14 protein-coding genes are annotated in these 13,977 nt (G+C 69.9%); 8 read left to right on the top strand and 6 right to left on the bottom strand.

Annotated features, from left to right (window positions below):
* Window positions 1-116: 116 nt before the first annotated feature.
* The 5 genes from VNE62_06130 to VNE62_06150 all read right to left on the bottom strand — a co-directional run bounded on the left by VNE62_06130 (window position 117) and on the right by VNE62_06150 (window position 3,184).
* Window positions 117-554 (bottom strand): hypothetical protein, encoded by a 438-nt coding sequence (locus tag VNE62_06130; GenBank protein HVE91859.1) that lies wholly within the window; start codon window positions 552-554, stop codon window positions 117-119.
* The gene (locus VNE62_06135) at window positions 551-1,324 is read right to left on the bottom strand and encodes an endonuclease/exonuclease/phosphatase family protein (protein HVE91860.1); all 774 of its coding nucleotides are present in this window, start codon (window positions 1,322-1,324) and stop codon (window positions 551-553) included. The genes VNE62_06130 and VNE62_06135 overlap by 4 nt, the downstream gene beginning before the upstream one ends.
* Window positions 1,325-1,390: 66 nt before the next feature.
* The gene (locus tag VNE62_06140; protein ID HVE91861.1) at window positions 1,391-1,642 is read right to left on the bottom strand and encodes a DUF2442 domain-containing protein; all 252 of its coding nucleotides are present in this window, start codon (window positions 1,640-1,642) and stop codon (window positions 1,391-1,393) included.
* Window positions 1,643-1,655: 13 nt separating this feature from the next.
* Window positions 1,656-1,916: a DUF4160 domain-containing protein gene (locus VNE62_06145; protein ID HVE91862.1), complete on the bottom strand. Its 261-nt coding sequence runs from the start codon at window positions 1,914-1,916 to the stop codon at window positions 1,656-1,658.
* Between the two features lie 77 nt (window positions 1,917-1,993).
* Window positions 1,994-3,184 carry an AMP-binding protein gene (locus VNE62_06150; GenBank protein HVE91863.1) on the bottom strand — a complete coding sequence of 397 codons (1,191 nt, stop codon included), beginning with the start codon at window positions 3,182-3,184 and terminating at the stop codon, window positions 1,994-1,996.
* A gap of 118 nt (window positions 3,185-3,302) precedes the next feature.
* Between VNE62_06150 and VNE62_06155 the strand changes: the two genes are divergently transcribed.
* From VNE62_06155 to VNE62_06175, 5 genes are read left to right on the top strand one after another with little or no spacing between them, the layout of a single operon-like run.
* Window positions 3,303-5,435 carry an ATP-binding domain-containing protein gene (locus VNE62_06155; protein HVE91864.1) on the top strand — a complete coding sequence of 711 codons (2,133 nt, stop codon included), beginning with the start codon at window positions 3,303-3,305 and terminating at the stop codon, window positions 5,433-5,435.
* A complete protein-coding gene (locus tag VNE62_06160; GenBank protein HVE91865.1) occupies window positions 5,432-6,097 on the top strand; it encodes an HAD-IA family hydrolase in 666 nt (221 codons plus the stop codon). Before VNE62_06155 ends, VNE62_06160 begins: the two co-directional genes overlap by 4 nt.
* Window positions 6,098-6,099: 2 nt before the next feature.
* Window positions 6,100-7,416: a serine hydrolase gene (locus tag VNE62_06165; protein HVE91866.1), complete on the top strand. Its 1,317-nt coding sequence runs from the start codon at window positions 6,100-6,102 to the stop codon at window positions 7,414-7,416.
* Between the two features lie 10 nt (window positions 7,417-7,426).
* Window positions 7,427-7,933 carry a hypothetical protein gene (locus VNE62_06170; GenBank protein HVE91867.1) on the top strand — a complete coding sequence of 169 codons (507 nt, stop codon included), beginning with the start codon at window positions 7,427-7,429 and terminating at the stop codon, window positions 7,931-7,933.
* A complete protein-coding gene (locus VNE62_06175; GenBank protein ID HVE91868.1) occupies window positions 7,933-8,637 on the top strand; it encodes a Crp/Fnr family transcriptional regulator in 705 nt (234 codons plus the stop codon). The genes VNE62_06170 and VNE62_06175 overlap by 1 nt, the downstream gene beginning before the upstream one ends.
* Window positions 8,638-8,646: 9 nt before the next feature.
* On the opposite strand, the gene VNE62_06180 is transcribed toward VNE62_06175, so the two are convergent.
* A complete protein-coding gene (locus tag VNE62_06180; protein HVE91869.1) occupies window positions 8,647-9,558 on the bottom strand; it encodes a 2-dehydropantoate 2-reductase in 912 nt (303 codons plus the stop codon).
* Between the two features lie 166 nt (window positions 9,559-9,724).
* On the opposite strand from VNE62_06180, the gene VNE62_06185 reads away from it, so the two are divergent.
* From VNE62_06185 to VNE62_06195, 3 genes are read left to right on the top strand one after another with little or no spacing between them, the layout of a single operon-like run.
* Entirely contained in the window at window positions 9,725-12,097 is a 2,373-nt protein-coding gene (locus VNE62_06185) for a hypothetical protein (GenBank protein ID HVE91870.1), read from the top strand.
* The gene (locus VNE62_06190; protein ID HVE91871.1) at window positions 12,097-13,011 is read left to right on the top strand and encodes an ABC transporter ATP-binding protein; all 915 of its coding nucleotides are present in this window, start codon (window positions 12,097-12,099) and stop codon (window positions 13,009-13,011) included. Before VNE62_06185 ends, VNE62_06190 begins: the two co-directional genes overlap by 1 nt.
* A complete protein-coding gene (locus VNE62_06195) occupies window positions 13,008-13,976 on the top strand; it encodes an ABC transporter permease subunit (protein ID HVE91872.1) in 969 nt (322 codons plus the stop codon). Before VNE62_06190 ends, VNE62_06195 begins: the two co-directional genes overlap by 4 nt.
* The last annotated feature ends 1 nt before the right edge of the window (window position 13,977 follow it).

Consider the following 13,977-nt stretch of genomic DNA (forward strand, 5'->3'; position numbering starts at 1 on the left):
AGCACCGCCGGCAGGACCAGCAGCACGTAGAGGCCCCCGAGCCTCAGTCCCAAAAGGGCCGCAGCCACCGCTCCCACCAGCGCAAGCCAGATCCACATGTCCGCCTCCTCCACTGTTCAGCTTCCGGACGACCCCTTCAGCAGGCTCCCGAACCCAAGCTGCAGGATCGACCGGAACGTCTTCTCCGTCGTCTCCACCACCGCCCCCACCAGCTCGTCCAGCTCCCCGGCCGCCAGCGCGGCCAGCGGCATCCGCCCCACGAGGCAGATCACTCCCTCGGCCCCCTCAAAGGCGAACGCTACCCGTCCCGCCGCGAAGTTGGTCCGAAGCAGGAACTGGTAGACCTCCGCCTGGCTCTCGACCGGCTCCACGATGACGTGGCTGACCACCGTGACGGTCCGGGAGCCGATGGACAGCTCAAGCGGGATCCACCGTCTGGCCTGCCCGGGGATCCGGACGTACCAGAACCCGTCCCGGACCCTTTCCCACGTGCAGTCCGAAGGCAACCCCCCGAGCCACGCCCGGATCACGCCCGCCGCCTGCACGCGGTTCACCGCAGCGCCAGCTCCGCCACCACGGGGAAGTGGTCCGAAGGCCAGCGGCCGCCCACCGGCTCGCGAAGGATGTCCGCCGACAGCACCGTCCAGGACGAGTCGCACATCACGTAGTCGATCTTCGCCGGACGGGCCTTGCCGGTGAACTTGTGGAAGGTCCCCGCCTCCTGCGCCTCCGGACGCGCGACCCGGAACGTGTCGCGGAGCCCGGCCCCCCTGAGGACGTCCAGCGTCGGCGAGTCCTCGTCCGCGTTGAGATCACCGGTCAGGATCACCGGCAGTCCCTCGAACTGCGCGAGCCGGCCGACGAGCAGCCTCGCACTCTGCTCCCGGGCCGTGGGTCCCCGGTGGTCGAAGTGCGTGTTGAGGACGGCGAACCTGCGTCCCGCGGCGCGGTCGGACAGCACCGCCCACGTGCACATGCGCGCCACGGTTGCGTCCCACCCGATCGAGCCCACAACGGAAGGACGTTCACTGAGCCAGAAGTGCCCGTGGCGCTCGAAACCGAATCTGTCGCGCCGCGCCAGCACGGGGGTCTGCTCGCCGCGGCCGAACGTCCTGCGTCCGCGGCCCACCGAAGCGAACTGACGCAGCGACCGGCGCAGGTGCCACAGCTGAAACCAAAGAACCTCCTGCAGGCCGGCCGTGTCGGGAGCCGCCGAGCGGATCGTCTCCACCACCGCGTCGCGGCGGAGCCCCCAGCGGTTGAGAGGATCCATGGCGAGCCCGAATCGGATGTTGAACGACATCACGCGCAGGGGGCGGCTCATGTCGTGCTCTGCCAACGCAGTGACTCAGCCGACGTCGGTGGAAGGAGTGCTCAGTGGGGGGTGCAGTTAGGCCGCTTCGTTCGAGCGCGCGCGCTGATACAGCGTCTCGGGCGCAATATCTGCGCCGTTAGGCCATCCCACTGATCCGGCCTCGATGAAGAAGCTTGCGAAGTACCCGAAGTCGCGTAGGGGCTCGAACACCGGTCCATCGAGCCAATCTTCGAAGTCCACCGTGGCCTCGGTGCCATCGTTGAAGACGAGGTGAATCCTGTACGAACCTCGGTACTCGGCTCCTACAACCGACGGCAGAACCTCCACGACCGACCTCCCTTTAGTCCAGGGGCTCTATTCTCTCAAGCCTCTCGCTCGCGCGCGCACGATTCCAGTTGGAGGTTAGAGCCGGCTCGTTCGCGAGTGCCCATTCGCGGATTAGTCGAAGTGCGGTCCGAGACCTCAGAGAGCCGGCGTGCAGCGCCCCGTCAAAGGTGAACGTAGCCTGCTGGCCCTGGTACTCGGCGTGGAAGTGCGGAGGACCATGCTCGCGGTAGTACATGCGAATGATGATTCCGTAGAACGTCGAGATGATCGGCACGTTCGACTCCGACCCGGTGCGGGCAAGCAACCCCTCGAGTTTGACGCTCCGGACGACAGTGCGAGTCTAGAAGTAACTCAGCGGGCGGGGTCGTCCAGGACCGAGAGGTGGCGGTGGGAATCAAGGGCCCCCCGGCGCCCGGACCGGAACACCCCTTCGCGCAGCCGCTCACGGGTGGCGATCTCGTTTCCGTGATAGCCCTCGAAGGCGTCCGGTGAGGCGATGAAGATCTCGCCGGGCTCCCCCGGCGGACAGCCGGCCTCCGACTGGTCGCGCACCGAAACGGCGTCCGGTGCAGCGACCGGACCGGCCCCCGTCCGGCGGACCCCGGTATCGCCCTCCGGCCACCACAGCGCATCCAGAACCGGCGTCTCGGCAGAAACAGCGTCGATGACCTCGACGGACGCGCCGCTGCCGGACGCGGCCTTCAGGCCCGTCGGCAGTCCCTCGTCCACCAGGTCCGCGAGCTGCGGCCCGGAGTAGTGAAGGTGCGTGCAGCGTTCCCGCACCAGGTCCCGGATCGTGCCCGCGGGGGCCGGGTGCCGTGCCGCGACCAGACAGGCACCGGTCCGGACGACCGGAAGCACAGCCTGCGGCAGCGTGGTCCCCTCGCCGAGCGGGACGGCTGAGTACAAACGGTCCTCGGCCCCCAGAAAGATCTCTTCCGCGGCCCGCGCGGCCGTGGCCAGCAGCCGCCGGTGCGTCCACCGCACCGCCAGGGACCGCTCGCCGCCCGTGAAGGTCAGCGCGGCGAGGTCGCCGGGGGCCGGCGCGGCCTCCGGGTCCAGCGCCGGGGACGCCACCAGGGCGGCCTCCAGCGACTCGCGCGGCTCGATGAGCCCGGGCGGGGCTTCGCGGTCGATGGCCAGCAGCCCGTCGTCGGCGACGAACGCGTCGAACGTGCCGTCGTCCAGCAGCGGGGCGTACTTCGGCTCCACGACCATGACGTCCACACCGGCGGTGGCAATGTCTTCGGCGAGGTCGTGTCCCTTGCGTCCGGTGTCCAGGAGGGCGGCGACTCCTCCGGCCAGCGACGCGGCGAAGACCGAGACGAACGCGTCCGGGACGTTGTCCGCCAGCAGGCCCAGGTGCGGAGGATCGCCACCCGAACGCTCCACCAGGCAGGTGGCCATCCTGCACGCCCGCTCGTACAACTGCGCGTAGGTCAGCGACGCACCTTCGAAGCGCAGGAACACGGCGTCCGGGGTGCGCTCGGCGCGCTCCCTCACGAGCTCCGCCAGGGAGTCGACCACGCGTGGCTCAGTCAAGGGTGGACGTGAGGAGGGCGGCGACGACCGGCGGCGGACACATGGAGTCCTGCCATTGTCCCCCATGACGCCCCCCTTGCCGCAACCGGACGGCATCGACCACACTCGTTGGCTGCCAATGTCGAAAGCTCCCACCGCACATCCCGCCGTTCACCCGGACCTGGAGGCCGAACAGGCCCACCTGGACCTGGCCTACGAACGCCTGGCCGAGATGCGGGAGTCGGCCGTGAGCCTGCGCGACTCGGCCCTCGGCTTCGGAGCGGGCGGGACGCACCAGTCGCGCTACGAGCGCGACGTCTTCCACCAGGCGGGACTGTCGCGGCTGGAGGCCCTGGAGCTCGGCGACCGCTCGCTGTGCTTCGGACGCATAGACCGCAGCGACGGAGAGCACTTCCACATCGGACGAATCGGCGTGTCCACCCAGGAGCGGCGTCCGCTGGTGGTGGACTGGCGGGCCCCCGTGGCCGAGCCGTTCTACCGCGCGACCGGACGACACCCGATGGGGCTGTGGCGCCGGCGGCACTTCGACACCAAGGGCCGCCGGCTTCTGGGTATCGAAGACGAGTTGTTCGGCGACGGCGAGGGCCTGGGGCTGTCCGGCACGGGCGCACTGATGTCGGCGCTGGAGCGGGTCCGGTCCGGCAAGATGCAGGACATCGTCGCCACCGTCCAGCGCGAGCAGGACGAGATCATCCGGGCCCCCATGGCCGGCGTGTTGGTCGTCCAGGGGGGGCCGGGGACCGGCAAGACCGCCGTGGCGCTGCACCGGGCGGCGTATCTGCTGTTCACCTACCGCTACCAGCTCGAGCGCCGCGGAGTCCTCTTCGTAGGGCCGAACCCGGTGTTCCTTCGCTACGTAGACCAGGTCCTGCCGGCCCTCGGCGAAAGCGGCGTCGCGCTGAGCACGCCGTCCGGACTCGTGCCCGACCTGACCGTGCGGGGATCCGACTCCGCCGAAACAGCCCGCGTAAAGGGCGACGCCCGCATGGCGCGCTTCGTGGCCAACGCTGTGCGCGACAGGCAGCGGCCGCTGACCAAGCCGCTGCGAGTCGGCTTCGACGGGCTGGTGCTGACGCTGACTCCGCGCGACAGCCAGGACATCGTGGCCTCGGTCAAGCGCACCGGCGGCAAGCACAACGCGCGCCGCGTCCAGCTGGAGCGGCTGGTGTACAAGCGCCTCTTCGCGATCTACCGGACCGCTGCCGCCGCCGACAGCGGGCGCGCCTCGCTAGGGGGCCGGGCCGAGGTCACGCAGGACGACCTCGTGCACGACCTGCGCCGCGAGCCGGAGGTGGTCCGGACGTTCGAGCGCATGTGGCCGATGCTTTCGCCCCAGGAGCTTCTCCACGACCTGTACAGCGCCCTGCCCCTGATCGCCTCGGCGGGACGGGGGGTGCTGTCCGAGGCCGAGTGCCGCAGCCTGTACCGGGCCCCCAGCGAGCGGATGTCCGACGTCCCATGGTCGCCGGGCGACGTCCCGCTTCTGGACGAGGCGTTCGTGTGGCTCGGCGTCCGCAAGCGCAAGCGGGAGCCGGGCGACGACGAGATCACGAGCTACGGACACGTCGTGGTGGACGAGGCCCAGGACATGTCCCCCATGCACTACCGGATGCTCGAGCGGCGCGCCGACCTCGGGTCGATGACGGTGGTCGGCGACATCGCCCAGGCGACCTCGCACTCGGCGGTGCCCAGCTGGCAGGAGGCGCTGCGCCATCTCAACACCAGGCACGGGTCCACGGTCGCGGAGCTGAGCGTCAACTACCGGACGACCGCGGAGATCATGCAGCTGGCCGGACGAATCCTGCGCACGATCGTCCCGGAGCTCAAGGAGCCCGAATCGGTGCGGTCCGGACCGGCCCCCGCGTTCGTCCGCTCCGGCCCGGAGTCGCTGCCGGCCGACGTCGCGCGCACGGCAGTCGGCGCGGCCGCTGCCGAGGACTCCGGGACCGTGGCGGTGATCTGTCCGGACTCGCTGCGCCCGGCTCTATCCGCGGCGCTATCCGAAGCGGGGGCCGACTTCGCCGACGCCGCCGAGTCCGGACTTCGCTCCCCCATCACGCTTGTCCCGGTCTGGCTGGCGAAGGGACTGGAGTTCGACGCTGTGGTAGTCGTGGAACCGGCGGCGATCGTGGAGGAATCCCCTCAGGGGATGCGGGCCCTGTACGTCGCCGTGACGCGGGCGACCAAGCACCTGTCGCTGGTCCACGCGCGGGCGCTTCCCGACGCGCTGCGCGAAGGAGCCGCCGGGTGACGGAGCGCTGGCTGACGTTCGACTGCTACGGCACGCTCGTGGACTGGGAGTCGGGGCTGCGGTCGGCGTTCGCCGCTCTGTGGCCGGAGGCCGACGAGGACGAGGCGCTGCGCGCCTACCTCCGCGTCGAGCCCGTCATCCAGGCCGGGTCGTCGCAGTCGTACAGGTCGGTGCTGCGCTCAACCCTGGAAGCGGTCGCCGATCAGACACGGCGAGCCGTCCCTGCCGGAGCATCCGACGCGCTGGCCGCGTCCCTGCCGGCCTGGCCGGTCTTCCCCGAGGTCCCGGCGGCGCTGGAGGCTGTGAGAGGGTCCGGGTGGAAGACCGCGATCCTGTCCAACACCGACCCGGACCTTCTGGAGGCGTCGATCAGGAGCATCGGCGTCCCCTTCGACCTCACCGTGACGGCGGCCGATGCCGGCGGCTACAAGCCCGCCCACGGCCATTGGGACACGTTCTTCGCCCGAAGCGGCGCCGGACGCGAAGGACACGTACACGTCGCCGCCAGCCTGTTTCACGACATAGCCCCCGCAGCCGAGCTGGGACTGCGCACGATCTGGGTCAACCGTGCCGGCGAGCGCAGCGACCTGCCCAGGGAGGCCGAGCTGCCGGACCTGTCGGGCCTGCCCGCGCTGCTGTCCGAGCAGAACTCAGGGAGGTAGAGATGGCACAGGAAATCCCGGACACACCCGTAGGGCGCCAGATCTCCTGGGCCCTGGACATCCTCGACGGCAAGACCAAGCCGGATCGCGACGACCTGTTGGAGCGGTTCGCCCCCGAGATGCTCCGCCAGGTCCCGGTGGACCAGCTGCTGGCCGTGCTCGAGCAGGTGGGACCGATGGTGAGGCCTTTCTCGCTCGAGCGGTTCGACAATCCGCCCACCGAGGCCCAGGCGGTCGCGGTGCTGGCGCGCGGCGACGGCGACTACTTCCGGCTCATGGCGCAGGTGGATCCGAAGCCCCCGCACCGGATCCAGGGAATGCTCATCCAGCCTGCGCCGGACCTGCGCAAGGAGCCGGTGGCCAAGAACTGGGGTGAGGTCGAGTCGAAAGTGCGGGAGCTCGCGAAGCAGGTGAGCTTTCTGGCCGCCGAGGTCGTTTCCGGCGAGCTGGTCCCCATCCACGAAGTCGAGCCGGACACCCACCTGGCACTCGGCTCGACCTTCAAGCTCTACGTCCTCGGCGAGCTCGCGCGGCGCGTCGAGGCCGGTGAGGCCGCGTGGGACGACGAGCTGCCCATCCAAGCGAAGCTCAAGAGCATTCCGTCCGGCACGATGCAGGACGCCAAGGCCGGCACGAAGTTCCCGCTGCGCGAGTACGCGGAGAAGATGATCTCGATCAGCGACAACACGGCCACCGACCACCTGCTGCACCACCTGGGACGTGAGCGCGTGGAGGACGTCCAGGCTGCGATGGGCCATTCGGACCCGTCGCTCAACGTCCCCTTCCTGACCACCCGGGAGATGACGGTCCTCAAGGCGGGCGCGGACCCGCGGATCGATTCGTTCATCGCTGCCGAACCCGAAGCTCGCCGGAAGATGCTTGCCGGTCCGCTTGCCAAGGCGAAGCTGCCGAAGATCCCCGACGAGATGTGGACGTCGCCGAGGCACAACGACACGGTCGAGTGGTTCGCGTCCGCCTCCGACCTGGGACGGGCGATGGCCTGGCTGCGGGACTGCATGTCGCGCCCGGCCACAAAGCCGGTGGAGAAGGTGCTGTCGCTGAACCCCGGCCTGCCTCTCGACCGCTACGCCTGGACCTACATCGGCTTCAAGGGCGGCTCGGAGCCGGGCGTGCTGAACATGACGTGGCTGCTGCGCAGGCTCGACGACAGGTGGTTCGTCCTAACTGCCACGCTCAACGACGACGGCACCAGCGCGGCCACCTTCGAGCTCGGCGCCCTGATGCTCGCGTCCTCCGCCCTGCTGGTCATGCACCGAAAGGCGCCCGGCAAGCGCAAGCTTCTGGGCCGCCGGCGCTAAAGTGGGACGCATGGCCCGCTGGTGCCCGAAGTGCGGTTCGGAATACGTCGACTCCTGGACGACCTGTTCGTCCTGCAACGTCGCCCTCGTGGACGAGCCGCCGAAGCGCGCGACAAGCCGTGAGTTCGGCGTGGACGACGCCATCTTCCTGGAGCCCAGCGCCGTGAGGTCCTACGACGACCCCTTCACCACGATCTGGGAGGGCGCCACCACACAGGGCTCCGTGCTGGCCCGGCAGCTGCAGGCGGCGTCCATCCCGGTGGACATCGGCGACGCCGCCGAGCCGGGGAACATGCGGCTGGAGGTCCCCCGGTCCTACGTGAATGAGGCTTACGGCGTGCTGGACCGCGCGGGCGAGCAACCCCCGGACGTGGCCGGTGACTTCGAGGCGGAGGGCGACGACGAAGACGACCTGTACCCGTCCATCCCCCCCACCTCGGCCTCGCGGGCGCTCAAGACGGCAATCGTCGTCGTGGTGGCGCTGATCATCGCGCTGCTGGTGATGTCGCAGTTCTGATGTCCCGGCCCCCAGGCGGCGGCACCGACACCGCCGCCGCCGCCCGTACGGCCGGTTTCCTTGCCCACCTGCAGCCCGCCGAGGAGCAGGACCTGCGCTCCCGCGGCGGCGTCCGGCGCTTTAAGCGCGGCGCGAGCCTGTTCAACGAAGGCGAGAGGTCCGACCGCGTCGTCTGCGTCCTGCAGGGCCGGGTGAAGGTGGCCTCCTACAGCGAGGACGGCCGCGAGATCGTCCTGGCCGTCCGGGGGCCGGGGGACCTGCTCGGCGAGCTGTCAGCGCTGGACGGCGAGCCGACGTCGGCGACGGTCGCCGCGCTTGACCCCGTGGAGGCCCTGGTGATGTCGGCCAGCCAGTTCAGGTCGTTCCTGGAGGACCAGCCGCGCGTGTCGCTGCTTCTGCTGGAGACGCTGAGCAGGCGGCTGCGCGACGCCGACCGCAAGCGCCTGGAGTTCGGCGCCTACGACACCGTCGGCCGCGTGGCCCGGCGACTGATCGAGCTCGCGGAGAGGTTCGGCGACGGGTCCACCGACCACGTCCGCATCGATCTTCCGCTGTCGCAGGAGGAGCTGGCGGGCTGGGTTGGGTCCTCGCGGGAGTCGGTGAGCAAGGCCCTTCGGACGCTCCGCACCCGGGGGTGGATCGAAACCGACCGCCGCCAGATCACAGTCCGGGACCTGGCCGCACTACGCTCCCGCGCGACCTGATCCCCCGCGTCAGGCTTTCGACGCGGCCAGCCTGATGCCCGCGTAGACCGCCGTGTTTACCGGCACGGGCACCCCCAGCTCGGCCCCCATGCGGACGATGGCCCCGTTCAGGTGGTCGACCTCCACGCGCTTGCCGCGCCGCAGGTCCCTGGACATCGATGACGTGGCCTGCGGGTCGACAGTCCCCGCGTAGGCGAGCCTGTCCTCGACGAGACCGGCCGGAAGTGGAACGCCGCGAGCCCGGCCGACGGCCTCGACCTCCTCGACCACGGTGCGGAACGTGGCCCGGCCGTGGGGATCGGACAGGATCGGCCCCATCGGCTGGTCGTACAGCGTTGTCAGTCCCCCCATGGCGCAGATCAGCGCCATCTTCTCCCACAGGGCGATCCGGACGTCCTCCCGCGGCTGCGAGTCGATCCACCCTCCCGCCGACAGCCACTCGTGGACGGCCTCGGTCCGGCTCGACCAGACGCCCTCCGGCTCCCCGAAGATGATCCGCGAGTAGGTGGACACCACGCGCACGAGGCCCGGCTCCTCGAGGTCGGCCACGATCCCGGTCGTGCCCGCGAGGGCCACGTCGCCCAGCACTCCCCGGACCCGCTCCGCGGCGTCCACCCCGTTCTGCAGCGTGAGGACGATGCCCCCGCAGGACCGGACCGTCTCCGCGGCCTCCTCCAAGTCGTAGGACTTCACCGTCAAAAGGATCAGGTCCCGGTCGCCGGCCTCCGCCGCCGTGTCGGTGGCCTGCACCTTCGGGAGCGTGAAGTCCCCGCGGGCTCCGATCACCTTCAGGCCGCCGGTCCGCAGCGCCTGCAGGTTCGCACCGCGCGCCACGAAGACGACGTCGTGGCCGGCCTGCGCCATTGCGGCGCCAAAGGCGCCCCCGACGCCTCCCGCTCCCACCACCAGGACCCTGGCCATCGTGCAAGTATCGCCTCGCGAGCGGTCGACACATCGGCCAACCTCGGGGACACTTGTCCGGCCCCGCGCACTGCGCGGGCGGAAGGAGACACGCTTGCTGCGTTCTCGGGGCCCCGTCCCCGTCCTCGGTGCTCTCTCTCTCCTCAGCGCGGTATGCGTCGTCGGGTTGTCGCCGGTCGCCGCGGCTGAGACCAAGCTCACCGTGAGGGCCGCGTTCGACGGCCAGTACGTCCCCGGAACGCGCGTGCCGATGCGGGTGCGCATCGAAGCCGACCGGTTGACCAAAGGGACACTGCGAGTAGTGGTCAGCGAGGCCGGCGCCGGAATGGTGGCCGGAATCAAGGTGTCGGTCCCGGTCGAGATCCCCGGCGGAAGCGTCAAGGAGTACCTGCTCGTCGTGCCCACGAGCCGCGACGGATCCTGGTTGCCCGGTCACGTGGAGCTCGCCACGTCCTCCGGACGACAGAGGGCGCCCGTACCGACGCTGCGCCAGACCGACCAGGAGCTGGTCGGGCTGATGCCGGGGGTGCTGCAGGGGCGGCCCGTTCCCGGCCCGGCCCCCCTGGCTGTGGACGTCGGAGTCGCGAGGTTCTTCGCGCTGGACAACGCGCTGCTAGCCGCAGCCCCCGCGAGCCTCGAAAGCGTCTCGACCATCGGCATCGGACCCGACGAGCTGCGCCGGCTCTCGCCGCGACTTCGGCCCGGACTCGTGCGATGGATCGCCGACGGCGGCCGCCTGCTGGTCGATGCCGCCGCCGGCACCGACCTGCAGATGCTGCCGGCCTCCTGGAGGCCGGGACCGGCCGGACGCGCAACCGCCGGCCACGGCGAGGTCGTGCTCACCGCAGGCGCGATGTCGGCCGGCACCTGGACCGGACTCGTCGAGCCGACCACCCGGGGGGGCAAGACGGCCGGCACCAACAGCGGCAGCGGCTACTCGGGGGGGCCGGGGTCGAGGTTCAGCTACGGGGGGTCCGGGTCCAGCTACCGGAGCAACCTGTTCTTCGAAGTGCCGGTGTCCAACGCCGTCGCCGAGGACATGGGCATCCGGTTCGCCAGGCTCCCGTGGCTGTCGGGCTTCCTGCTCGCCTACGTCCTGGCCGCCGGCCCGATCACATTCGTCGTCCTGCGCCGCAAGCGCCGCTCGGAGCTGGCTTGGATCGTCGTCCCGGCGCTTGCCGTCCTGTTCGGGGGCGCGGCCTACGCCGGAGGCAGCGACCTGCGCCACCGCCGCGAGGCGCACCAGACCATCCTGACGACCGGCGAGGCCGGGACGATGGCCGACGTCACGGTCGGAGTGACCGGCGGCGTCGGCGGCGACAGGACAGTCCAGTTCGCGCGCGACTGGGCACCCGCCGGAGTCTGGGAGCAGTCCGGGCAGTCCCAAATCGCTCAGCCCGAGTTCACGCTCACCTCTCGGGGGCCAAGGGCGGACCTGGACCTCGGAGCCGGAGACCTCGCGATCGCCCGCGCGTCCGGACCGCTCGGGTCCGCCGACCGCACCCAGGCCGGCAGCGGTCTGGAGGTGTCGGGGCGCAGCGAGGCCGACGGCATGATCCGTGGCACCGTCCGAAACGGCACCGGTCTCACGGTTCGCGACGCCGCCGTGCTGGTCGGCAAGTCAGTGGCCAAGGTCGGGGAGATGCGGCCGGGTGAGACGCGCAAGTGGGAGGTCACGTCCCAGCCCCGCAGCGACCACTGGTCGCTGCCGGGCCAGGACCTGTGGGCGGGCACGCAGTCAAACCCGTACTCGCCCTACTACTCCCGCGGGCTCCCAACGCCTTCGACATCCAAGACCTCCGTCAGCTACGCGCTTTGGCAGGCGTCCACCTCACTGCCCGGTGGGGACCCCTTAGACGCGGGCCACGTCCTGGCCGTCGGCTGGACGCGCGACTTCAGGCCCGAGGTGAAGGTGGACGGCCGCACGCTGCGGCCCAAGGGGCGGACGATGATCCTCGGGCGCGCGCCCGTCCAGGCCGACGCCGCAACGATGAAGCCGCTGACGGTCGCGTGGGAGCAGGTCCGGGGGCCGGGGATCCTGGGCCCCGAGCCCGGGTGGGACGACCTGGACCCGTCGATAAGCCAGATGGTCCTGAAGTTCACGCTGCCGGCGGACTCTCCCGGCAAGCTCGTCCTGCGCTACCCCGACACGGCCGAGTCGGTCGAGGTCTGGCAGGGCGGGGCGTGGCAGAAGCTGCGACTGCCCGTTCCGACGTCTCCGACGCCGGGGACCTACCCACTCCAGCCGAGGCGGCAGGCGCAGGTGCTGCCGCCGGGGATGACACCTTCTCCTTCTCCTTCTCCGGACCCCAACGCCCCGACCCCGGACCCCAACGCCACCATCATTCCGACACCCACTGCCCATCCGCCCCCCCAGGTCTACGGGTACCCGGGACCCTCGTACGGACAAGGCACGTCCGGGGCGTCCTACGCCGTCGACCTTCCGCATCCGGCTGGGCGGCAGCTGTTCGTGCGGGTGCAGCAGACGCCCGGACAGCAGCACACCGGGTGGGCCTTTTCGGTCGAAGGAGCGGGCTGATGGGCGCCATGGAGGCGACGGCGGTACTGGACCACCCAGAGGCGGCGGAGATCCCCGCGGTGAGGCTGGAGTCGCTCACGAAGTCCTACGGGGGCTTGACGGCGGTCGACGACCTGACGCTGGAGGTTCCCGAAGGGTCGGTCTTCGGACTGATCGGACCAAACGGCGCCGGCAAGACCACGACGCTGGCGATCATGGCCTCGATCCTGCTGCCGACGTCCGGAGTGGTCGAGGTCGCCGGTTACGACCCCAGCCTCTTCCCGCGGGAGGTGCGCAGGCGCATCGGTTTCATGCCGGACGTGATGGGCGTCGTGGGCGACCTGCGGGTGGACGAGTACCTGGAGTTCTTCGCGGCGGCCTATGAGGTGCCGGCCGACTCGCGAAAGACCGTCTCGGACACTCTGCTCGAGCTCGTGGACCTCGACAGAAAGCGCGACGCGATGGTCGACTCTCTGTCGCGCGGCATGAAGCAGCGGCTGAGCCTGGCCAGGGCGCTGGTCCACGACCCGGACATCCTGATCCTGGACGAGCCCGCCAGCGGACTGGACCCACGCGCGCGCATCGAGCTGCGGGGACTGCTGCAGGAACTTCAGAAGATCGGCAAGACGATCGTGATCAGCTCCCACATCCTCGCGGAGCTAGAGGACGTCTGCAGCGACGTGGCCATCATGGAGGCCGGACGGCTGATGACCTCCGGGTCCACCGCGTCCATACGCAACCAGCTTCCGACCGAACGCGTCGTAAAGGTGCGCCTGGCGACCGGGGAGGAGCATGAGTTCGTCGTGGAGAGCGAAGACGAACAGGTGGAGCTTCTCCGGCAGCTGGTCGGGGAAGGGCTGCCGGTGGTGGAGTACTCGGTCGGACGGGTCCTCGAGGACGTTTTCATGCAGGTGACGAAAGGCAAGGTCCAGTGAGCGCCCAGGTCACGCAGGGGTCACGGTGGAGCCGGGTGAACCCGGTGCTCGCAAGGGAAGTGAAGGAGCGGATGCGCCGGCGCGTCACGCCCATCCTGCTCACGGTGTACCTGCTGCTGGTGGTCGGCGTCTTTAACCTGGGATACAAGGCCATAACCGAGGTGACGGGAACGTCGACGAGCTGCGTCAACGGACGCTGCTTCAGCCAGTACAACGTCGCAGCGACCGCCGGCATCGGCCGGAGCATGTTCCAGTCCACCCTGTTCTTCATCCTTGTCCTGGTCTGCTTTATCGTCCCCGCTCTGACCTCGGGTGCCATCGCCGGCGAAAGGGAGCGCCAGACGCTGGTCCCGCTCCAGCTGACGCTGCTCAGACCGAGGTCGATCCTGCTGGGCAAGCTGTTTTCGTCCATCGCGTTTATGGTCTTCCTGATCCTGGCCACGATTCCCCTCATCGCCGTCACCTTCGTAATCGGCGGGGTGGGGCTCTTCGAGGTCGTCCTCGGAGTCGCCATGGTGATCGCCTCGGCTGTGGCGATCGGAAGCATTTCGATCATGTGCTCAACCTTCATCCGCCGCAGCCAGGGCGCGACGGTTGCCGCCTACGGGCTCGTCTTTGCGCTCACGGTGGGGACGTTCGTGCCGCTTTCGATCGTGGCAGCCGTCTCACGCTCCTCTTCGGCGATGAGGCCCACCACGGTGGCCCCCCTGGCGGCCAACCCTTTCGCCGCCACGGCCAGCGTGATCGCCAGCCCCTCAGCGAACTCCAGTCGCGGAGAGTCGCCGTTCTCGCCGCTCCAGTACCTGATGCGTGAAAGCAGGCGGTCGCCGTCCGACAACGTCTTCGATTTCGCGCTGGGGAAGGTGCCCTTCTGGCTTCTTTCCCTGATGGCCATGGCGGGCATGTCAGCCGCGAGCATCGCGCTCGCGGCCAAGCGACTCCAGACTCCGGCGCCCAAACTGTAGG

This window comes from Actinomycetota bacterium (assembly GCA_035536535.1).
GTDB lineage: Bacteria > Actinomycetota > JAICYB01 > JAICYB01 > JAICYB01 > DATLNZ01.